This window comes from Streptomyces albiaxialis, from assembly GCF_039530985.1.
In the GTDB taxonomy this organism is placed as follows: Bacteria; Actinomycetota; Actinomycetes; order Streptomycetales; family Streptomycetaceae; genus Streptomyces; species Streptomyces albiaxialis.
This window is the reverse complement of sequence record NZ_BAAAPE010000029.1, coordinates 85,295-105,637: the sequence shown is the minus strand read 5'-3', so window position 1 is coordinate 105,637 and position 20,343 is coordinate 85,295. Positions and strand designations below refer to the sequence as shown.

The following is a 20,343-nucleotide window of genomic DNA, read 5'->3' as shown; positions in this document are numbered from 1 at the left end:
CTGAGCCGCCCGTGCGGTACGGAGCGGAGGTACCCCTTAGGGAGAACCGTTACAGCTTGGTCCAGGCCTCCGTCAGGACGGAGCGGAGGATCTGCTCGGCCTCGTCGAAGACCTCCTGGCCCGCGATGAGCGGGGGCGCGAGCTGCACGACGGGGTCACCCCGGTCGTCCGCGCGGCAGTAGAGGCCCGCCTCGAAGAGCGCCTTCGAGAGGAAGCCGTAGAGCACCCGTTCGGACTCCTCCTCGGTGAACGTCTCCTTGGTCGCCTTGTCCTTGACGAGCTCGATCCCGTAGAAGAACCCGTTGCCCCGCACGTCCCCGACGATCGGCAGGTCGTGCAGCTTCTTGAGGGTGTCGAAGAACGCCGTCTCGTTGTCGAGCACGTGCTGGTTGAGGCCCTCGCGCTCGAAGATGTCGAGGTTGGCGAGCGCGACCGCCGAGGAGACCGGGTGGCCGCCGAAGGTGTAGCCGTGCAGGAAGGTGTTGTCGCCCTTCCAGAAGGGCTCGGCGAGCCGGTCGGAGATGATCGCGGCCCCTATGGGCGAGTACCCGGAGGTCATGCCCTTGGCGCAGGTGATGATGTCCGGCACATAGCCGAACTTGTCGCAGGCGAACATCGTGCCCAGCCGGCCGAACGCGCAGATGACCTCGTCGGAGACGAGCAGCACGTCGTACTGGTCGCAGATCTCGCGCACCCGCTGGAAGTAGCCGGGCGGCGGCGGGAAGCAGCCGCCCGCGTTCTGCACGGGCTCCAGGAAGACCGCGGCGACCGTCTCGGGACCCTCGAAGAGGATCTGCTGCTCGATCTGGTCGGCGGCCCAGCGGCCGAACGCCTCGGGGTCGTCGCCGTGGATCGGCGCCCGGTAGATGTTGGTGTTGGGCACCTTGTGCGCGCCGGGCACCAGCGGCTCGAAGGGCGCCTTGAGCGCGGGCAGCCCGGTGATGGACAGAGCGCCCTGCGGCGTGCCGTGGTAGGCGACGGCGCGGGAGATCACCTTGTGCTTGAGGGGGTTGCCGGTGAGCTTGTGGTACTGCTTGGCGAGCTTCCAGGCGGTCTCCACGGCCTCGCCGCCGCCGGTGGTGAAGAAGACCTTGTTCAGGTCGCCCGGGGCGTGCTGCGCGAGCCGCTCGGCCAGCTCGACGGCTTTGGGGTGGGCGTAGGACCAGATCGGGAAGAACGCGAGGTCCTGCGCCTGCTTGTTGGCGGCCTCGGCCAGCTCGGCGCGTCCGTGACCGGCCTGGACGACGAAGAGGCCGGCGAGACCGTCGAGGTACCGCTTGCCGTTCGTGTCGAAGATGTACGCGCCCTCGCCGCGGGCGATGGTCGGGACCGGCGCCTTGTCGTACGACGACATGCGGGTGAAGTGCATCCACAGGTGGTCGCGTGCGGAGTCGGAGAGGTCCTGGGAGGTCGGGCCGGAGTGGTTTTCTGGGCTCACTGTTATCGCGTTCCCCATGTGTAGGTCTGCTTGCGCAGCTTGAGGTAGACGAAACTCTCGGTGGAGCGCACGCCGGGCAGGGACCGGATGCGCTTGTTGATGAGTTCGAGCAGGTGCTCGTCGTCCTGGCACACGATCTCGACGAGGAGGTCGAACGAGCCCGCCGCGATCACGACGTAGTCGACCTCTTCGAGCTCCGCGAGCGCGTCGGCGACCGGCTCGACGTCACCGTCGACGGTGATGCCGAGCATCGCCTGGCGCATGAAGCCGACGGTCAGCGGATCGGTCACGGCGACGATCTGCATGACGCCCTGCTCCTGGAGCTTCTGGACGCGCTGCCGCACGGCCGCCTCCGACAGGCCGACGGCCTTGCCGATCGCGGCGTACGGCCTCCTGCCGTCCTCCTGGAGCTGTTCGATGATCGCCAGGGACACGTCGTCCAGGGACCGGGAGCCGTTGGTCTTCTTCGAGTCGCGAGCCACGTCTGCCACTGTGCATGAGACATCCACTGTCCTGCAACCCGTAATCAATGTAATCCGCAGTGATAGACGCCATTCGGAACTGAATCCGTTGTTCTGGAGGTGTGGGTGTATCGAAAGCGTTGTCCGGCCGGTTAGGGTGGCGGTCTCGCCCATTGGACAACGGAGCAGGAGGGGTGCGAAGTGACCACCGAGCTGCGTCGGCTGCGCAACTACATCGACGGGGAGTTCAGGGACGCCGCTGACGGCCGGACCACCGAGGTGGTCAACCCGGCGACGGGCGAGGCGTACGCCACCGCGCCGCTCTCCGGCGCGGCGGACGTGGACGCCGCCATGGCCGCCGCCGAGGCCGCCTTCCCGGCCTGGCGCGACGCCACCCCCGCCACCCGCCAGATGGCCATCCTGAAGATCGCGGACGCCATCGAGGCCCGCGCGGACGAGCTGCTGGCCGCCGAGTGCGAGAACTGCGGCAAGCCGCTGGAGCTGACCCGGCAGGAGGAGCTGCCGATGATGCTCGACCAGATCCGCTTCTTCGCGGGTGCCGCGCGCATGCTGGACGGCAAGTCCGCCGGCGAGTACATGGAGGGCCTCACCTCCTTCGTGCGCCGCGAGCCGATCGGCGTGTGCGCCCAGGTCGCCCCGTGGAACTACCCGGCGATGATGGCCGTATGGAAGTTCGCCCCCGCGCTGGCGGCGGGCAACACGGTCGTCATCAAGCCCTCCGACACCACCCCCGCCTCCACGGTCTTCCTGGCCGAGGTCATGGGCGAGATCCTCCCCAAGGGCGTCTTCAACGTCGTGTGCGGCGACCGCGACACCGGCCGCCTCATGGTCGAGCACAAGACCCCCGCCATGGCCTCCATCACCGGCTCCGTGCGCGCGGGCATGGAGGTCGCGGGCAGCGGCGCCAAGGACCTCAAGCGGGTCCACCTGGAGCTGGGCGGCAAGGCCCCCTGCGTGGTCTTCGACGACGCGGACATCCCCGCCGCCGTCGAGGGCATCCGGGACGGCGGCTTCTTCAACGCCGGACAGGACTGCACGGCCGCCACGCGCGTGCTCGTCCAGGAGGGCGTGTACGAGGAGTTCGTCACCGCCCTCGCCAAGGCCGCCGCCGAGGTCAAGACGGGCGACCTGAGCGACCCGGACTGCGCGTACGGAGCGCTGAACAACCCGACCCACCTGGAGAAGGTCGCCGGCTTCATCGACCGCCTCCCCGCCCACGCCAAGGTCGAGGCGGGCGGCGAGCGCGTCGGGGACAAGGGGTACTTCTACGCGCCGACCGTCGTCTCCGGGCTCAAGCAGGACGACGAGATCATCCAGAACGAGGTCTTCGGCCCCGTCATCACCGTCCAGAAGTTCACCGACGAGGCACAGGCCGTCGAGTGGGCCAACGACGTCGACTACGCCCTCGCGTCCTCCGTGTGGACGACGGACCACGGCACGGCCATGCGGCTGTCCAGGGCCCTCGACTTCGGCTGCGTGTGGATCAACACCCACATCCCGCTCGTCGCCGAGATGCCCCACGGCGGCTTCAAGAAGTCCGGGTACGGCAAGGACCTGTCCATGTACGGGCTGGAGGACTACACGCGTGTGAAGCACGTGATGACCGCGCTGTAGTACGTGATGACCGTGCTGCAGTACGGGCGTCCGCGCGCGTGACCGTCCGGGTGCGGGGTGTTGGGGCAGGGCTGTTACACGCTCCGCCTTACGCCCCGCACCCGCCGGATGGTTGGCTGGCGTCACGGCCGCGGTACGGACGCACCGACGCACCGTACGCACTCGGGAAGGGAGCCGCCGTGATCATCTTCGGCACCAGCAGCAAGACGCTGCAGCTCGCGATGCTGAACCTGCTCTGCGGATTCTGCGGCAACCCGTCCGCGCACGCGCTGCGCAAGAGGGTCACCAAGTTCTCCCTCTTCTTCATCCCGCTCTTCCCGATCGCACCCGCGAAGCACTCGCTCCAGTGCACGTTCTGCGGGGCAGCGAGCGAGGTCTCCAAGGAGAACGCCGAGCAGCTCCTCGCCCAGGGCGGCGGGGCGCCGCAGGGCATGCAGCAGCCCCAGCAGGGCGCGCCGTCCGGCAATCCCTTCGCCCAGCAGCAGCCGCAGCAGCCGCAGCAGCCGCAGCCTCCGCAGAACCCCTACCAGTCCTGAGCCGTACCGGCCGGGTCACTCCGCGCCGAGCAGCCTCCAGGGCAGGCCCGCGCACTCGCGCCACACCTCGCCGGAGGGCAGCGCGTCGCCCGCCGGGTGCCCCGGAGGCGCCAGCGAACCGGCCACCACCGCCGGCGTGTTGGAGGCCAGCACACGGCCCGAGGGATTGACCAGGAGCGTGCCGGGGCCCGTCGCGTGGAGCAGCGGCAGGGCCGCCCGTTCCAGATCGGTGGCCCGGACATCGGCGGCGGCGACGCCGAAGAACCCCGCCTCGCTGAGCACCGGCGCGGCGAACGTCAGGATGTACTCGTCGGTCCCCGCGTAATCGACGTACGGACCGACCACCGCTTTCTGGCCCGTACGGCGCGGAATCTCGAACCATTCCGCCGCGGGATACTCGTAACCGCCCACGCTGTACGGATCGAGGTCCACCGAGAGGGGCGACGGTTCGCCCTTGCGGTCGTGCGGCAGGCGCCACCATTCCAGCCAGCGGGAACGGTCCGCGAGCACGTCCGGCGCGGCGATCACGCCCGTGCCCGCCAGGATCCCGCCGGGCGCGGCCAGCCGGGCCAGCACGGTCGGCCGGAGGGCGGCCAGCTCGCCGGAGGCGGGTGCCCTGCCCTCCGCCGCGGCGCCGCTGTGCAGCGCCCCGGCCAGGCCGCCCAGGACGGCGACCCCGTCGAAGATCTCGCGCAGCACCTCCACGAAGGCGGCGCGTGCCGCGGCCGTACGGTCGCGCGGGGCGTGAGCGGTACGGTCAGCCATCGTCGGTCCCCCTACGTTCTGTGTCCGGCCGTTCGGTGCCCGGCCGCGCGGCGAGCTGGAGATGGAACTCGATCAGCCGGGTGACGCCGCTCTCCACATGGGCCTCGCCGCGCTCCCGCGCGAGGTCCCCGTCGCCCTCCTCGACGGCCGCGAGGATCGAACGGTGCTGCTCGACGGCGTCCGTGTGCGCCACCGCCTCGCCGAAGGGGATCCACAGCAGCTCCCCGATCTCGCTCTGCAGGTCGATCTCCTGCCGCGTCAGACGCGCCGACTGGGCGGCGGCCGCGATCTCGATGTGGAACCGTCCGTCTGCCCTCCTGCGTTCGCCCGCCGTGCGTGCGGCGGCGAGCTGACCGACCAGCCCGCGCAGCCGTGCGAGCTGGCTCTCCGACGCGCGCGAGGCGGCCAGCCTGGCGGCCGTCCCGCTCACCGCGAGCTGCATGTCGCCGATCTCCCGCAGCTCGTGCGCGCCGGTGTCCCGCAACAGGGTCCGCAGACGCTCCACCGACGGGTCAACAGGCGCGCGGACAAAACTTCCCCCGCCCCGGCCCCTGCGGGTCTCCACGAGGCCCTTGTGGCGCAGCACGGAGAGGGCCTCGCGGAGGGTCACCGTCGAGACGTTCAGCGCGCCCGACAGGGCCAGTTCGCTGGGGAGCTGCTCCCCGTCCGCTATGAGGCCCAGGCCGACCGCCTCGCTGATGCGGCGCGCCACCTCGTCGGCGCGGCCGCCCGTCCGGAGCGGCGCGAAGACCAGGTGCCGCGCGGCGCCGTCCCCCGCCTCACCCCGCCGTGCCCCGCCGCTGCCCCTGCCGTCGCCGTCGCCGTCATTCAACGCCGCACACTCCCTTGCCCATTGAACTATGAAGTCATATGTTATCGGCCATTCGGACGCCGCGAGGAGCCCTCATGTCTGAGACCGAGCACCCTCATCCGTCCCCCCAGCATCCGTCCCCCCAGGCCGCGGAGTTCATCGCCGACTGGCGGAACGCGGCCTACAACTGCTTCTCCTCCGGGCACAAGTTCTGCCGGGAGGTCTGTCCCGTCATGCAGGTCACGCGGAACGAGTCGTGGACCCCGACGGCCTTCCACGCCAACGTCGTCGCGATGGAACAGGGCGAACTGTCCGTCGAGGACGTCGCCGAGGACTACGTCAACTGCACCCAGTGCGGCGCCTGCGAACTGCGCTGTCCCAACACCCTGTTCACCGGCGACTTCTACCGCTTCCGCACCCGCACCGTCGACCTCGTCAAGAAGATGCGGGCCCTGGCCGTCGACCACGGCGTCCACCAGCCCGGGTACCAGCGCTGGAACCAGCTCACCGACGAGCGCCGGCACGAGCCCGTGCTGAACGGCACGCCCGTCAGCCAGGAGAACGTCGCCGACTGGGCGGCGGGACTCGACCTCCCCGTCGGCGGGGAGACCATCCTGTTCGTCGACTGCGAGGCCGCGTTCTCCCGCACCTCCCTGCCGCGCGCCGTCGCCCGCGTCCTGAAGCACGCCGGATACGAGTTCGGGCTGATGCGCGAGCAGTGGTGCTGCGGCGGGCCCGCGGCCGAGATGGGGTACGTGGAGCAGTCGCGGCGCTTCGCCGAGCACAACCTGGCCGACTGGCGCGCGAGCGGCGTGCGCCGGGTGCTCGTCCTCGACCCGCACGACTACATCACCTTCACGGAGGACTACCCGGCCTACTTCGGCGAGGACTTCGACATCGAGATCGTCCTCGTCGTCGAACTGCTCGCCCGGCTCATCGAGGACGGCACCCTCACGCCCTCCGTGCCCGTCGAGAAGACCGTGACCTACCACGACCCCTGCCGCCTCAACAAGCGCAAGGGCATCTGGGAGGAGCCCCGCACGGTGCTCCGGTCCATCCCCGGACTCACGTTCCGCGACGTCGACCGGGTGACCCAGTGGTCGTACTGCTCCGGCGGCGGGGGAGGGCTGCCCGTCGAGAAACCCGAGCTGACGGCGAGGATCAGCGAGAGCCGCGTCGAGAAGGCCGCCGCGCTGGAGGTGGACACGCTCGTCTCCGCGTGCCCCTGGTCCGAACGCCCGCTGGCCGAGGCCGGGCAGGCACGGGACATCGACGTCGTCGACATCCACGAACTGCTCGCCGAGTCCCTCGGCCTGCCCGTCGAGCGCCCCGTAGAGCGCACCGACGAGCACTCCGCCGATCGCTCGGTCAAGCGCCCGGGAACGGAGGGCGGGGCATGAGCACCACCACGCCGCTGAGCGGCCTCGCGCCGCACCTCTCGGACCGCGTGCTGGCCGAGCTGACCGACGTCCTGGGCGGCGCGCACGTCCTCACGTCCAGGACCGCGAGGTTCAGCCGTGCCCGCGTCCCCGCGCCGTTCCCCGTGCACCGCTGGTCCCAGCGCGTTCCCGACCTCGTGGTGCTCCCCGGCACCGCCGACGAGGTCGCCGAGGTCGTACGGATCGCCAACGCCTACCGCGTCCCCCTCGTGCCCCGAGACGGCGGCACAGGTCTCACCGACGGCGCCGTGCCCATGCGGCGCGGCATCGTCGTCGACGTCAAACGGCTCGACGCGGTCACGGAGATCGACACCGACAACCGCACCTGCACCGTCGGCGCGGGCGTCAGCATGCTCAAGCTCAACGAGGTGCTGGGGCCGTACGGGCTGATCTATCCCGACGACCCCGCCTCCTACCCCTGCTCCCTGGTCGGAGGGCGGATCGGCACCAGCGGCTGGTCCCTGGTCGGTTCGCGCTACGGGCACACCCGCGACCTCGTTCTCAGCTTCGACATCGTGCTCCCCACGGGCCGCCTCATCCGGGTGGGGGACGGCGGTGGCCGCAAGGTCTCCAAGAGCTCCAGCGGCTACCAGCTCAAGCACCTGTTCATGGGGCACCAGGGCACCCTCGGCATCGCCACCGAGGCCACCCTGAAGCTCTTCCCCAAGCCCGAGGCCGAGTTCTCGCCCTTCTGGGCCTTCGCCGACTACGACGACGCGCACCGGTGCGTGCGCGAGCTGGCCCAGGCCGGGGTCGCCACGTTCGCGGGCGCCGTCCTCTTCGACGAGTGGAAGGTCGACTACCTGCGCCGCGACGACGAGGCGTACATCCCGCAGCCCAAGGACGTACGGGCCCTCGTGTGCGCCGTCGCGTACGGGAACGAGGACGAGGTACGGGCGGGCGCCAAGCGCCTCATGCGCGTCGCCAGGGATGCGGGGGCGAGATACCTCGGCGACGAGATATCCCAGGGCGACTGGGCCGCCCGTCACGACCGCTATGCCACGCCCCTGCACGGACGGACCCGTAGCGGGCAGGTCGCGCCGATGAGCTGGCACTGCGAGGACGCCGCGATCAACCACACCGAACTGCCCGCCGTACGGCGCGAATGGCACGCCATCGTCGACAGGCTCCGCGAGCGGTACGACGTCTTCGACGACTGGGGCATGTTCTGCTACACCAGCGCGTCCACCGGCGTCGACTACCTCACCGAGATCGACATCGGCATCTGGGAGCAGCGACTGGACGACGAGACGTGGGCCGCCTGGGTCGACGCCAAGCGCGAGATCGCGGCCGTCGCGCTGCGCCACGGGGGCTCCATCAGCGCCTGCCACGGCTCCTGCCGCGAGGGCGAGGTCGATCTCGTCCCCCTCGAACTCGGCGGCGGCTACGACGTGATGCTCGACATCAAGCGGACCCTCGACCCGAACAACGTCATGAACCCCGGCAAGTACGGCCTGGACCGCGCCTATCCGGCGGAGTCGGAAGGGGAGGGCACGTCATGAGCGGCGACGGCGGCACCCCGGATGCCGGCGACGGCGGCGCCGCGCGCGGCGGTTACCGCTACGCCGACGAGCACACCCCGCCCCCGGCCCGCCGGGTCAGCGAGGTGACCGTCGAGCGCTTCGAGCACGTCTTCGAGGTCGATCCCGCGCTGATGACCGTCCACGTCGCACAGCAGCTCTTCCCCAACTGGGACACCCTGCGCATCGCGGCCGGACGGGCCGACCACCTCGCCTGGATGCACCGGCACTGGGCGCACACGGTCGTCTCCGGGCAGGAGATCCTCGACGAGATCGGCGATCCCGAGCCGTGAGCGGGACGCCGCTCACCCAGGACGAGGCGCAGCTCGCCGCGCTCGGCTATACCTCCGAGTTCCGGCGCGAGATGAGCCTGTGGGCGAACTTCTCGCTGGGCTTCACGTATCTGTCGCCCGTCGTCGGTATCTACACGCTGTTCGCGTCGTCCCTGGCGGCGGGCGGGCCCCCGATGATCTGGAGCCTGCTCGTCGTCGGCGTCGGACAGCTCCTGGTGGCACTCGTCTTCGGCGAGATCGTCTCCCAGTACCCCGTCGCGGGCGGTCTCTATCCCTGGGCGCGCAGACTGTGGGGGCGCAAATGGGCGTGGCTGACCGGCTGGGTGTACGCCGTGGCGCTGCTCGTCACCATCGCGAGCGTCACCTACGGCTCCGGGCCCTACCTCGCCGCGCTGCTCGACCTCGAACCCTCCACCGGCACCACTGTCCTGTGCGCCCTCGGGATGATCGCGCTGGCCACGCTCCTCAACTCGGGCGGCACCAGGCTGCTCGGCCTGGCCGCCATCATCGGCTTCACCACGGAGATCCTGGGCGCGCTGGCCGTAGGAGGCTGGCTGCTGCTCACCGAACGCCACCAGGACCTCGGCGTCCTCTTCGACGGCGCTGGCACCTCGGCGGCGCACGGCGGCTCGTACCTCGGCGCGTTCCTTGCGGCCAGCCTGATCGGCGTCTTCCAGTACTACGGCTTCGAGGCGTGCGGCGACGTCGCCGAGGAAGTGCCGCGCGCGGGCGCGCGCATCCCGCGCGCCATGCGGATGACGATCTACGTGGGCGGCGCGGCGGCGACGTTCGTCTGTCTCGCCCTGGTGCTCTCCGTGCCCGACATCGGCGCCGTCGTCTCCGGCGAGGACGCCGACCCCGTCTCGGGCGTGCTGGGCGCGGCCTTCGGCACCTGGGGCGCGCGGGTGGTGCTCGGGATCGTGCTGATCTCGTTCCTCTCGTGCGCGCTCAGCCTCCAGGCCGCCGCCAGCAGGCTGCTCTACTCCTACGCCAGGGACCGCATGCTCCCCGGCAGCGGCCGCCTCTCGCGCATCTCGCGCCGCCAGGGCGTCCCTCCCTACGCGCTGGGCGTGGCGGCCGTGGTGCCCGCGCTGGTGGTGCTCGCCTCGCGGGTCTCCGAGGACGCCACCACGAAGATCATCTCCTTCGCGGTGCTCGGCATCTACCTGGGCTTCCAGATGGTCGTCCTCGCCGCCCTGCGCGCCCGCCTCAAGGGGTGGCGCCCTTCCGGAAGCTTCACCCTGGGCCGCTGGGGGCTGGCGGTGAACGCCGCGGCCCTGGTGTACGGGGTCGCGGCCATGGTGAACATGGTCTGGCCGCGCACCCCGGAGGCCGCCTGGTACGACGACTACCTCACGCTGCTGTCCGGCGCGGTGGTCGTCGGCGCCGGACTGGTCGTGCTGGTGACGACACGGCCGTACCGGCACGGGACCGCCGCGTACGGGGACGCGGTTTCCGAGGGTGTGTCCTCTGGCCGTACGGTCAGCCCATCGCCGCCTGAACGATCCGCTGGGCCGTCGGGTTGAGGTCCTCTCCCTTCGCGTCGGTCGCGTTGACCGAGTAGACGAGGGTGCGGGACAGGTCGCGGCGGGCGGCCATCAGGGTGTTGTAGCCGTACCGCCCGCCGGACTTGCCCCACACATCCGTCCCGTCGGGAAGGGTCGTGCGGGTCAGGCCCATGCTGTACGCGGCAGGCTGGGGCTTTTCGCCGTCCCCCGGCTCGGGGTCGTACATCGGCACGTCCGGAACGGTGAACATGTTCCGCAGCGTCGAGGACGGCACCACGTCGCCGCGGAAGAGGGCGTGCAGGAAGCGCTCCAGATCGGCCGTGGTGGAGATGAGGTCGCCCGCCGCCCAACTGGCCGATGAATTCCACTCGGTGACGTCCAGCAGCCGCGTGCCGCCGTCCTTGGCGGGGACGCGCTGGTAGCCCCTGTTGTGCGGCCCCGTCAGGCGCGGGTCGTGGCCGGGCAGCGAGGTCTGGCGCAGGCCCAGGGGGCGCAGGACGCGCGCGCTGACGGCCTCCTCGTAGGAGGTGTGCGTGAGCTTCTCGACCAGGAAGCCCAGCACGGTGTAGTTGATGTTCAGGTAGTGCTGCCGGGTGCCGGGACGGAACTCGGGCTTCTTCGCCGTGGCCGAGGCGACCAGGGCGCGCGGTGCGACCGTCTCGAAACGGTGCGCGTACAGCTCCTCGAAATCGCCGGCCGGTATATCGGCGGCGGGGATGCCGCTGGTGTGGTTCAGGAGCTGCCCTACGGTGACCTTCGCGTACCGCTCGGGCAGCAGGTCCGGCAGGTAGCGGGCGACGGGCGCGTCGAGCGCGACGCGGCGCTCGGCGGCGAGCTGGAGGACGACGGCGGCCGTGAAGACCTTGGTCGTGCTGCCCGCGCGGAAACGGCCGTGCGGCAGCGCGTCGCGCCCGGTGCGCACGTCGGCGACCCCGGCGGAACCGCGCCAGGTGCCGCCCGTACCGCCCACCCGTACGAGCGCCGCGGTCGTGTCGTCGTCGGGCAGTCCGGCGAGGGCCGCACGCAGCGCCTTCGGGTCGGGAGCGTCCGTCGCGGCGGCGGTCCGGGCCCGTACGTCCGCGTCCGCCGGAGCGGGCGCCGGAGGGCTCGCCAGCGCAAGCGGGGACGCGACGGCCAGGGACGCCACCAGAGAGGTGGCCACGGTCAGGCCGCGCAGGCGGGCACGGCGGTTCCGGCACGCGCGATCGGCACGGCCGGTACGGCCGTCATAGCTGGCACGGCTGGCATGGTCGGCACCTGCGGGACGGCTGCTCGGGCGGTCGTTCAAGGGACGCTCCTGTGGAGGAAGTTGGCGTGACGAACTTCCTCCACCATTTCGCGGGGGAGTGAGAAAACGGATCCTCCTCCCGTACGGCCACGCCCCGGGGTGACGCCGGGGGACGGCCCTTAGGGGGCCACCCTCGCGCCGTTCACCCGTCCGAAGACGCTGAGCATCCGGTCGATGTGGTTCGTGGTGATCGAGTCCGCGCCCAGCGCCGCGAGGCGCCGCATCGTCCGCGCGCTGTCGGCCGTCCACGCCGACACCAGATAGCCGTCGGCGTGCGCCCGTTCGACGAGGGGCGGGGTGAGCAGCCCGAAGCCGTAGTTCAGCCACCGGGGACGCAGCGCGTCCAGCAGCGTCGGCCGTACGGGCGCCGCCCGGTTCCAGGTCAGCGCCAGCTCCGCGCCGGGATCGGCGGCCCGTACGAGGCGCAGCGCCCCGGGATCCCCGCAGTAGTAGACCCGGTCGCCCGCGCCCGCCTCCCGTACGGCCGCGACCGTGGGCGCCGCGGCCGTCGGGTCGGGGAGGTCGATCATGGTGCGGACCGGTCCTGTGGCCTCCAGCGCCTCGGCGAGGGAAGGCACGTCCCCGGTGAGCGTGGCGAGCCGTTCGGCGGTCACGTCGGCGACCGCCACGTCGTGCCCCCACAGCCGGTTCAGGGTGCGGTCGTGCAGCACGACGGGGACGCGGTCCCGGGTCAGCCGTACGTCCAGCTCCACCGCGTCCGCGCCCGCCGCCACGGCGGCGCGGAACGAGGCGAGGGTGTTCTCCCGCGCCCGGTAGGGCGCGCCCCGGTGCGCGACGGCCGTGACCGCGCGCCGCCCGGCGCTCACGGCTCCCGCCGCTGCCAGCCGGCGAGGTAGGCGTCGATCTCCTCGTTCAGCCGGGTCTTGCCCGCCGCGTCCAGGAACGAGGCCCGTACGGCGTTCTTCGCGAGGTCCGCGACGCCCGGCGCGTCCAGGCCCAGCAGCCGCGCGGCGATGCCGTACTCGGCGTTGAGGTCGGTGCCGAACATGGGCGGGTCGTCGCTGTTGACGGTGACGAGCACGCCCGCCTTCACCATCTCCCCTATCGGGTGGCTGTCGAGGTCCTCGACGGCGCGCGTGGCGATGTTGGACGTCGGGCACACCTCCAGCGGAATCCCCCGCTCCGCCAGGTGCTCCAGCAGCCGGGGATCCTGCGCCGCGCTGGTGCCGTGGCCGATGCGCTCGGCGCGCAGCGAGGTGAGCGCGTCCCAGACCGTGCCGGGGCCCGTGGTCTCGCCCGCGTGCGGCACGCTGTGCAGCCCGGCGGCGAGCGCGCGGTCGAAGTACGGCTTGAACTGCGGGCGCGGCACGCCGATCTCGGGCCCGCCCAGGCCGAAGGAGACCAGCCCGTCGGGGCCCATCTCGGTCGCGATCCGCGCGGTCTCCTCGGCCGCCGCGAGCCCCGCCTCGCCGGGGATGTCGAAGGTCCAGCGCAGCACGACGCCCAGGTCGCGCTCGGCGGTGGTCCGCGCGTCCTCGATGGCCTCCAGGAAGGCGCCGTCGGGGATGCCGCGCGAGGTCGAGCTGTAGGGGGTGACGGTCAGCTCCGCGTAGCGGATGTTCTGCCGTGCCATGTCCTCGGCGACGCCGTACGTGAGGAGACGCACGTCCTCGGCGTCACGGATGAGGTCGACCACCGAGAGGTACACCTGGACGAAGTGCGCGAAATCGGTGAACGTGAAGTAGTCGGCCAGGGCCTCGGGATCGGCGGGGACCTTCGAGCCAGGGTGCCTGGCGGCGAGTTCGGCGACGATGCGGGGCGAGGCGGAGCCGACGTGGTGCACATGCAGCTCCGCCTTGGGCAGTCCGGCGATAAAGGCGGTGAGATCGGACAAGGATGCCTCCGGCTCGGTAGGGACCGGATCATCGTAGGCCCGCAGTCTGAGCAGGCGAATAGCATGGTGAGGGAGTGTGCGGAGGGGGACGAGAGGGGACGCGATGCGAGACGGCGCGGGGTCGGGGCAGCCCGACGACGAGATACCGCCGCCCATACCGCCCGCACCGGACGGAGCGGGCGTCACGGGGCCCTACGGGTCCGCGTACGGCCCCCAAGGTCCCCATGGGCCCCATGGATCCCCGGGGTCGTACGGGCCGCACGGGCCGAACGGGAGTCATGGTCCCCACGGGCCACACAGTTCCTACGGGCCACACGGCTCCCACGGGCCTTACGGATACGGGGCGTACGGCGCTGCCGGGCAGCAGCCCTACGGGACGTCCTCCCAGATGAACGGGACGGTCCCGCCTTCCAGCGGCTACGGGTCGGGGTACGGGTACGGATGGCAGGGGCCGCCCCTGCCGACCGGGATGTCCACCGCGGCGATGGTGCTCGGCATCATCTCGCTGGTGCTGGCCGTGAGCTGCTGGGGCGCCCCGCTCGGGGTGATCACCTCGGTGGTCGCGCTCTGCCTGGGCGTCGGCGCGCGGCGCCGGGTGCGCCGCGGTGAGCTGGGCGGACGCGGTCAGGCGTCGTCGGGCTTCGTGATGGGGATCGTCGGCCTGTGCCTGTCCGTGACCGTCAGCGTCCTGCTGGCCGTGGCGCTGGCGAGCGCCTCGGACGACCCCGACGAGCCGGGCCCGGGCGGCGGCTCCGACCCGGATTCCTACGATGCGCGCGGCGTGGTGGCCACGCGGGTGCTGAACCGGTGAACGCGCCCCCGGTCGAGTGTTGATTCCGTGGCGTAACCAAAAGGCAACGACGGAATCCCTTGTTGGAACGGTCACCTCCTGCCAGGATCGTTCGCCAACAGCGATCCGCGCCACGTATGCCCGTTCTCCGGGCACGTGACAGGCAGGAGTCCTCGATGGTTCAGCGCTTCGATGTGTCCGACCGGTTCGCGGCAGGTGCCCAGTACGTCGCGGGCAGACTCGTGCCGGGCGGCTCGGGGAGTCCCCACGCGGTCGTCGATCCCGCCACGGGCGAGCGCGTCCACTCCTACGAGCTGGCGGGCGCGGCCGATGTGGACCGTGCCGTCGGGGCCGCGAGCGAGGCCTTCCCCGCGTGGGCGGGCGCGACGCCGGCCGACCGCTCCGACGCGATGCACCGCTGGGCCGCGCGGCTGCGCGAGCTGACCGGCGAGTTCGTCTACGCGGAGTCGCTCCAGTGCGGCAAGCCGCTGAAGCTGTCGGCCGAGTTCGACGTCCCCGGCTCGTTCGACAACGTCGCCTTCTTCGCGGGCGCCGCGCGCCAGCTCCCCGGCGTGGCCGCCGCCGAGTACAGCGGCGAGCACACCTCGTACGTACGGCGCGAGCCGCTCGGCGTCATCGGCTCCATCGCCCCCTGGAACTACCCGCTCCAGATGGCCGCCTGGAAGATCCTCCCGGCCGTCGCCGCGGGCAACACCATCGTGCTGAAGCCGTCCGAGCTGACGCCCTTCACCGCGCTGATGTTCGCCGACGCCGCCCGCGAGGCCGGGATCCCCGACGGGGTCGTCAATATCGTCACCGGCGCCGGGCAGGAGGCGGGCGAGGCCCTCGTCGGCCACCCCGGCGTCGCCATGACCTCCTTCACCGGCTCGACAGCCGTCGGCAAGCGCGTCGCCGAGATCGCCACGTCCACGGTCAAGCGGCTCCATCTGGAGCTGGGCGGCAAGGCCCCGTTCGTCGTCTTCGACGACGCCGACCTGGAGGCCGCGGCGCACGGCGCCGTCGCGGGCGCGCTGATCAACTCCGGCCAGGACTGCACCGCGGCGACCCGGGCGTACGTCCAGCGCCCGCTCTACGAGGCGTTCGTCGCCGCTGTCGCCGACCTGATGAACGGTGTGCGCGTCGGCGACCCGTTCGCGGACGGCACCGACCTGGGGCCGCTCATCTCGCACGCCCAGCGCGACCGGGTCGCGGGCTTCGTCGACCGGGCCCGCGCGTACGCCACCGTCGTCACCGGCGGCGCGGCCCCCGGCGGCGACCTGGCCAAGGGCGCGTACTACCTGCCGACGCTGATCACCGACGCGCCGCAGGACAGCGAGATCGTCCAGAACGAGGTCTTCGGGCCCGTGCTGGCCGTGCTGCCGTTCGACTCCGACGACGAGGGCATCGCGCTCGCCAACGACACCCCCTACGGGCTCGCCGCCTCGGCCTGGAGCCGGGACGTCTTCCGCACGGGCCGGGCCGCGCGCGAGATCCAGGCGGGCTGCGTATGGATCAACGACCACATCCCGATCATCAGCGAGATGCCGCACGGCGGCTACAAGGCCTCCGGCTACGGCAAGGACATGTCCGTGTACTCCTTCGAGGAGTACACGCAGATCAAGCACGTGATGTCGGACACGACGGGCGCCGCGCGCAAGCCCTGGCACCGCACGGTCTTCGGCTGACGGAAGCGTGAGGGCGCGCGTACGCCCGCACGTACGCCCCTTCGCCGGGCGTACATGCGTGCCCGCGTGCGTGCCCGTGTACGCGGCCACTTCTCAGGCCCAGGTCCCACTGCCGCCCCCCACTCCTTCCCTGTCCCCCTCCCCAGGAAGGCAGTTCCATGGATCTCTACGAAGGCATGCCGGATCCCGTCCGCAAGGCGTGGGAACGGAGCCTGACGACCGGCCGGGCCGCGATGTCCCGGCGCAGGCTGCTGCACGCCGGCGCACTCGCCGCGGGCGGCGCCGCCCTGGCCGCCTGCGGTATCCCGCCCGCCGAGGGCAGCAAAGGGGGCGAGGCCGAGGACGACACCCCCGACGACTCCAAGAAGGAGCGGACCCTCAACTTCGCCAACTGGCCGCTCTACATCGACGTCGACGAGAAGGACAAGAAGAAGCGCCCCACGCTCGACCGCTTCGAGCGCCGCAGCGGCATCGAGGTCAAGTACGTCGAGGACGTCAACGACAACAACGAGTTCTACGGCAAGATCAAGCCGCAGCTCGCCGCGGGCCAGGAGACCGGGCGCGACCTGGTCTGTCTCTCCGACTGGATGGCGGGCCGCATGATCCGCCAGGGCTGGGCCCAGCGCCTCGACCCCGCGAACCTGCCGCACGCGGTCACCAATCTGGAGGACCGCTTCCGCGCCGCCGCGCACGACCCCGGCCGCCAGTTCAGCTATCCGTGGGCGGGCACCGCCTGCGTCGTCGCCTACAACAAGAAGGCGACCAAGGGGAAGAAGGTCACCAGCGTCCGGCAGCTCCTGGAGGACGAGTCCCTCAAGGGCCGCATCTCCATGCTCACCGAAATGACCGACACCATCGGGCTGACCATGCTCGACATGGGCGTCGACTCGATGAAGTTCCACAACGACGACTTCGACGCCGCCATCGCCCGCATCCAGAAGGCCGTCGACCGCAAACAGCTCCGCCGCTTCAGCGGCAACGACTACATGGACGAGCTGAACTCCGGCGACATCGCCGCCTGCCTGGCCTGGGCCGGGGACATCGTGCAGCTCAAGATGGACAACGAAGACGTCGAGTTCGCCGTTCCCGAGCGGGGCTATCTCTTCGGCACCGACGATCTCCTTGTCCCCGCCGAGGCCCGCCACCAGGACAACGCCGAGGCGCTGATCGACTACTACTACCAGCCCAAGGTCGCCGCCGAACTGGCCGCCTGGGTCAACTACATCTGCCCGGTCGTCGGCGCCCAGGACGAGATGAAGAAGATCGACTCCGATCTGGCCGCCGACCCGCTCCTCTTCCCCGACGAGGAGATGATCAAGAAGGGCAGGAACTTCCGGCCGATGAACGCCAAGGAAGAGGCCCGGTACGAGGACAAGTTCGCCAAGCTCATCGGGGCCTGAGCGGCCCAGGACGCCCGGGAGGAACGGCCATGACCATCACGCTGTCCGGCCTCAGCAAGACCTTCGGCGACTTCACCGCCGTACACCCGCTCGACCTCACCATCCCCGAGGGCTCGTTCTTCGCGCTGCTCGGCGCCTCCGGATGCGGCAAGACCACCACCCTGCGCATGATCGCCGGGCTGGAGGAACCCACGGCGGGGCGGATCCTTCTCGGCGAGGAGGACATCACCCGCCTCCCGCCCCACAAGCGCCCCGTCAACACCGTCTTCCAGAACTACGCGCTCTTCCCGCACCTGGACATCCAGGAGAACGTCGCCTTCGGACTGCGCCGCCGCGGCGTCAAGTCCGTGAAGAAGCAGGTCGAGGAGATGCTGGACCTCGTCCAGCTCGGCGAGCTCGCCCGCCGCAAGCCCGCGCAGCTCTCCGGCGGCCAGCAGCAGCGCGTCGCCCTCGCCCGCGCGCTGATCAACCGGCCCCGCGTGCTGCTCCTCGACGAACCGCTGGGCGCGCTCGACCTCAAGCTGCGCCGTCAGATGCAGCTCGAACTCAAGCGCATCCAGACCGAGGTCGGCATCACCTTCGTGCACGTCACGCACGACCAGGAGGAGGCCATGACCATGGCCGACCGGGTCGCGGTCATGTACGGCGGGCGGGTCGAACAGCTCGGCGAACCCGCGGAGCTGTACGAGAATCCGCGCTCCACCTTCGTCGCCAACTTCCTCGGCACCTCCAACCTCATCGAGGCCGAGATCACCACCGTCGACGCCGAAGCCGACGAACTCCAGGTCAAGGCCCCCGGCGCCGACGGCACCCTCCGCCTCCCCGCGGCACGCTGCGCCGCCGAGGGCGCCGGTACGGGCGACCGGGTGCTGGTGGGCGTGCGCCCCGAGAAGATCTCCCTCACCCACAAGGAGGACGCGGGCGGCGTCCCCGAGGGCCGCAACCGCCTCACGGGCCGCATACGTGACGCCAGCTACCTCGGCGTCTCCCTCCAGTACGTGATCGACACCCCGGCCTGCCCCGAACTCACGGTCTACGAACAGAACGTGGAGCGCGACACCCGCCTCGCGCCCGGCGCGGAGGTCGTCCTGCACTGGCAGCCGTCGCACAGCTTCGCGCTGGACGCCTCCCAGGACGCGACGGCGGGGGAGGAGGCCGTATGACCGCGGTCGCCCCCGTGGCGCCCGGTTCCGGAACGCCGGGCACCGGAACGGGTCCGTCCGACGCCCCCGCCGGGGAGCCGCGCCGCCCCCGCCGCAGGCTGACCCCGTACTGGCTGCTCCTGCCCGCCGGGCTCTGGCTCGCCGTCTTCTTCGTCGCCCCGCTCTTCTACCAGGCGTCCACCTCGGTGCAGAGCGGCTCGCTGGAGGAGGGCTTCCGCGTCACCTGGCAGTTCTCCAACTACACGGACGCCCTCGGCACATACGGCGAACACTTCCTCCGCTCGTTCCTCTACGCGGCCACCGCCACCGTGCTCTGCCTGCTCATCGGCTACCCGCTGGCGTACATGATCGCGTTCCGCGCCGGGCGCTGGCGGAACGTGCTGCTGGTCATGGTCATCGCGCCCTTCTTCACCAGCTTCCTCATCCGCACCCTCGCCTGGAAGACGATCCTGTCCGACGGCGGCCCGGTCGTCGGCGCCCTCGACGCGCTGCACGTGCTCGACGTGACGAGCTGGCTGGGCCTCACCGGCAGCGAACGGGTGCTGGCCACGCCGCTCGCCGTGGTGTGCGGGCTGACCTACAACTTCCTGCCGTTCATGATCCTGCCGCTCTACAGCTCGCTGGAGCGCATCGACGCCTCGCTCCACGAGGCGTCCCGCGACCTGTACGCCACGCCCTCGACGACGTTCCGGAAGGTGACGTTCCCGCTCTCCCTCCCCGGTGTGGTCGCCGGCACGCTGCTCACGTTCATCCCCGCCTCCGGTGACTACATCAACGCCCAGCTCCTGGGCTCGCCCAACGAGCAGATGATCGGCAACGCGATCCAGAAGCAGTTCCTGAACGTCCTCGACTACCCCACGGCGGCGGCCATGTCCTTCCTGCTCATGGCACTCATCCTGATCGTCGTCAGCGTCTACATGCGCCGGGCGGGAACGGAGGAGCTGGTCTGATGACACTCAGCCCTTTGCGGTGGCTGCGCCGCAACGCCGTCGTCCTCGCGGGCTGCGCGGCGCTGGCGTATCTGCTGCTGCCCAACCTCGTCGTGATGCTCTTCTCGTTCAACCAGCCGTCGGGGCGCTTCAACTACCAGTGGCGCGCGTTCTCCACGGACGCCTGGACCGACCCCTGCGGCGTCGCCGACATGTGCGGTTCGCTCGGACTGAGCCTGCGCATCGCCGTACTGGCGACGCTGATCGCCACCGCCTTCGGCACGTTCGCGGCCTTCGCGCTCGCCCGCTACCGCTTCCGGGTGCGCGGCACGGCCAACGGGCTGATCTTCCTGCCGATGGCCATGCCCGAGGTCGTCATGGCCGCGTCGCTCGGCACGCTGTTCCTCAACATGCGCGTCGACTTCGGATTCACCACGATTCTGATCGCCCATGTCATGTTCTGCCTGAGCTTTGTCGTGGTCGCAGTCAAGGCGCGGGTCATGAGCATGGACCCCCGGCTGGAGGAGGCGGCGCGGGACCTCTACGCGGGACCCGTGCAGACCTTCTGGCGCGTCACACTCCCGCTCGCGGCGCCTGGCATCGCGGCGGGTGCGATGCTGAGCTTCGCACTGTCCTTCGACGACTTCATCATCACCCAGTTCAACGCCGGTCCTTCGACGGTCACCTTCCCGATGTTCGTCTGGGGCGCCGCGCAGCGCGGCGTCCCCGTCCAGGTGAACGTGATCGGTACGGCGATGTTCGTGATCGCCGTCGCGATCGTGCTGGGTGGCCAGATCACCGCGAACCGCCGGAAGAGGAGCCGATAG

At 70.8% G+C, this 20,343-nt stretch carries 19 protein-coding genes; 12 read left to right on the top strand and 7 right to left on the bottom strand.

Annotated features, from left to right (window positions below; genetic code table 11):
* Window positions 1-49 precede the first annotated feature (49 nt).
* Both ABD343_RS39455 and ABD343_RS39450 read right to left on the bottom strand, forming a co-directional pair.
* The gene (locus tag ABD343_RS39455; RefSeq protein ID WP_344535587.1) at window positions 50-1,456 is read right to left on the bottom strand and encodes an aspartate aminotransferase family protein; all 1,407 of its coding nucleotides are present in this window, start codon (window positions 1,454-1,456) and stop codon (window positions 50-52) included.
* Entirely contained in the window at window positions 1,441-1,929 is a 489-nt protein-coding gene (locus ABD343_RS39450) for an Lrp/AsnC family transcriptional regulator (protein WP_344535585.1), read from the bottom strand. The genes ABD343_RS39455 and ABD343_RS39450 overlap by 16 nt, the downstream gene beginning before the upstream one ends.
* Window positions 1,930-2,100: 171 nt before the next feature.
* On the opposite strand from ABD343_RS39450, the gene ABD343_RS39445 reads away from it, so the two are divergent.
* Both ABD343_RS39445 and ABD343_RS39440 read left to right on the top strand, forming a co-directional pair.
* On the top strand, window positions 2,101-3,534 hold the full coding sequence (locus tag ABD343_RS39445) for a gamma-aminobutyraldehyde dehydrogenase (RefSeq protein WP_344535584.1): 1,434 nt from the start codon (window positions 2,101-2,103) through the stop codon (window positions 3,532-3,534).
* Window positions 3,535-3,713: 179 nt separating this feature from the next.
* On the top strand, window positions 3,714-4,070 hold the full coding sequence (locus tag ABD343_RS39440; RefSeq protein WP_344535582.1) for a zinc-ribbon domain-containing protein: 357 nt from the start codon (window positions 3,714-3,716) through the stop codon (window positions 4,068-4,070).
* A 15-nt stretch (window positions 4,071-4,085) separates the two neighbouring features.
* Here ABD343_RS39440 and ABD343_RS39435 read toward each other — a convergent pair whose 3' ends face one another.
* Both ABD343_RS39435 and ABD343_RS39430 read right to left on the bottom strand, forming a co-directional pair.
* Complete coding sequence (locus ABD343_RS39435; RefSeq protein WP_344535581.1) at window positions 4,086-4,835, bottom strand: cache domain-containing protein; 750 nt, start codon at window positions 4,833-4,835, stop codon at window positions 4,086-4,088.
* A complete protein-coding gene (locus ABD343_RS39430; RefSeq protein WP_344535580.1) occupies window positions 4,828-5,667 on the bottom strand; it encodes a FadR/GntR family transcriptional regulator in 840 nt (279 codons plus the stop codon). The genes ABD343_RS39435 and ABD343_RS39430 overlap by 8 nt, the downstream gene beginning before the upstream one ends.
* A 74-nt stretch (window positions 5,668-5,741) precedes the next feature.
* Between ABD343_RS39430 and ABD343_RS39425 the strand changes: the two genes are divergently transcribed.
* Genes ABD343_RS39425 through ABD343_RS39410 form a run of 4 tightly spaced genes read left to right on the top strand, consistent with a single transcriptional unit; the run spans window position 5,742 to window position 10,424 of the window.
* A complete protein-coding gene (locus tag ABD343_RS39425; protein ID WP_344535579.1) occupies window positions 5,742-7,046 on the top strand; it encodes a (Fe-S)-binding protein in 1,305 nt (434 codons plus the stop codon).
* Window positions 7,043-8,587, top strand: a complete 1,545-nt coding sequence (locus ABD343_RS39420; protein ID WP_344535578.1) for an FAD-binding oxidoreductase — start codon at window positions 7,043-7,045, stop codon at window positions 8,585-8,587. Before ABD343_RS39425 ends, ABD343_RS39420 begins: the two co-directional genes overlap by 4 nt.
* A complete protein-coding gene (locus ABD343_RS39415) occupies window positions 8,584-8,898 on the top strand; it encodes a hypothetical protein (RefSeq protein WP_344535576.1) in 315 nt (104 codons plus the stop codon). The genes ABD343_RS39420 and ABD343_RS39415 overlap by 4 nt, the downstream gene beginning before the upstream one ends.
* Window positions 8,895-10,424, top strand: a complete 1,530-nt coding sequence (locus ABD343_RS39410; protein WP_344535574.1) for an APC family permease — start codon at window positions 8,895-8,897, stop codon at window positions 10,422-10,424. Before ABD343_RS39415 ends, ABD343_RS39410 begins: the two co-directional genes overlap by 4 nt.
* Here ABD343_RS39410 and ABD343_RS39405 read toward each other — a convergent pair.
* From ABD343_RS39405 to ABD343_RS39395, 3 genes are all read right to left on the bottom strand, one after another.
* Window positions 10,381-11,583, bottom strand: coding sequence for a serine hydrolase domain-containing protein (locus ABD343_RS39405; RefSeq protein ID WP_425578380.1), 1,203 nt, complete (start codon window positions 11,581-11,583; stop codon window positions 10,381-10,383). The genes ABD343_RS39410 and ABD343_RS39405 overlap by 44 nt on opposite strands.
* 230 nt (window positions 11,584-11,813) lie before the next feature.
* Window positions 11,814-12,521 carry a glycerophosphodiester phosphodiesterase gene (locus ABD343_RS39400; RefSeq protein WP_344535572.1) on the bottom strand — a complete coding sequence of 236 codons (708 nt, stop codon included), beginning with the start codon at window positions 12,519-12,521 and terminating at the stop codon, window positions 11,814-11,816.
* Window positions 12,518-13,549, bottom strand: a complete 1,032-nt coding sequence (locus ABD343_RS39395; RefSeq protein WP_344535570.1) for an adenosine deaminase — start codon at window positions 13,547-13,549, stop codon at window positions 12,518-12,520. The genes ABD343_RS39400 and ABD343_RS39395 overlap by 4 nt, the downstream gene beginning before the upstream one ends.
* A gap of 388 nt (window positions 13,550-13,937) precedes the next feature.
* Between ABD343_RS39395 and ABD343_RS39390 the strand changes: the two genes are divergently transcribed.
* The 6 genes from ABD343_RS39390 to ABD343_RS39365 all read left to right on the top strand — a co-directional run bounded on the left by ABD343_RS39390 (window position 13,938) and on the right by ABD343_RS39365 (window position 20,343).
* Window positions 13,938-14,360 carry a DUF4190 domain-containing protein gene (locus ABD343_RS39390; RefSeq protein WP_344535569.1) on the top strand — a complete coding sequence of 141 codons (423 nt, stop codon included), beginning with the start codon at window positions 13,938-13,940 and terminating at the stop codon, window positions 14,358-14,360.
* Window positions 14,361-14,515: 155 nt separating this feature from the next.
* The gene (locus ABD343_RS39385; protein WP_344535567.1) at window positions 14,516-16,024 is read left to right on the top strand and encodes a gamma-aminobutyraldehyde dehydrogenase; all 1,509 of its coding nucleotides are present in this window, start codon (window positions 14,516-14,518) and stop codon (window positions 16,022-16,024) included.
* 158 nt (window positions 16,025-16,182) lie between these two features.
* The gene (locus ABD343_RS39380) at window positions 16,183-17,424 is read left to right on the top strand and encodes an ABC transporter substrate-binding protein (RefSeq protein ID WP_344535566.1); all 1,242 of its coding nucleotides are present in this window, start codon (window positions 16,183-16,185) and stop codon (window positions 17,422-17,424) included.
* A 29-nt stretch (window positions 17,425-17,453) separates the two neighbouring features.
* A complete protein-coding gene (locus ABD343_RS39375) occupies window positions 17,454-18,587 on the top strand; it encodes an ABC transporter ATP-binding protein (protein ID WP_344535564.1) in 1,134 nt (377 codons plus the stop codon).
* Window positions 18,584-19,537 carry an ABC transporter permease gene (locus tag ABD343_RS39370; protein WP_344535563.1) on the top strand — a complete coding sequence of 318 codons (954 nt, stop codon included), beginning with the start codon at window positions 18,584-18,586 and terminating at the stop codon, window positions 19,535-19,537. The genes ABD343_RS39375 and ABD343_RS39370 overlap by 4 nt, the downstream gene beginning before the upstream one ends.
* Window positions 19,537-20,343 (top strand): ABC transporter permease, encoded by an 807-nt coding sequence (locus ABD343_RS39365; RefSeq protein WP_344535562.1) that lies wholly within the window; start codon window positions 19,537-19,539, stop codon window positions 20,341-20,343. The genes ABD343_RS39370 and ABD343_RS39365 overlap by 1 nt, the downstream gene beginning before the upstream one ends.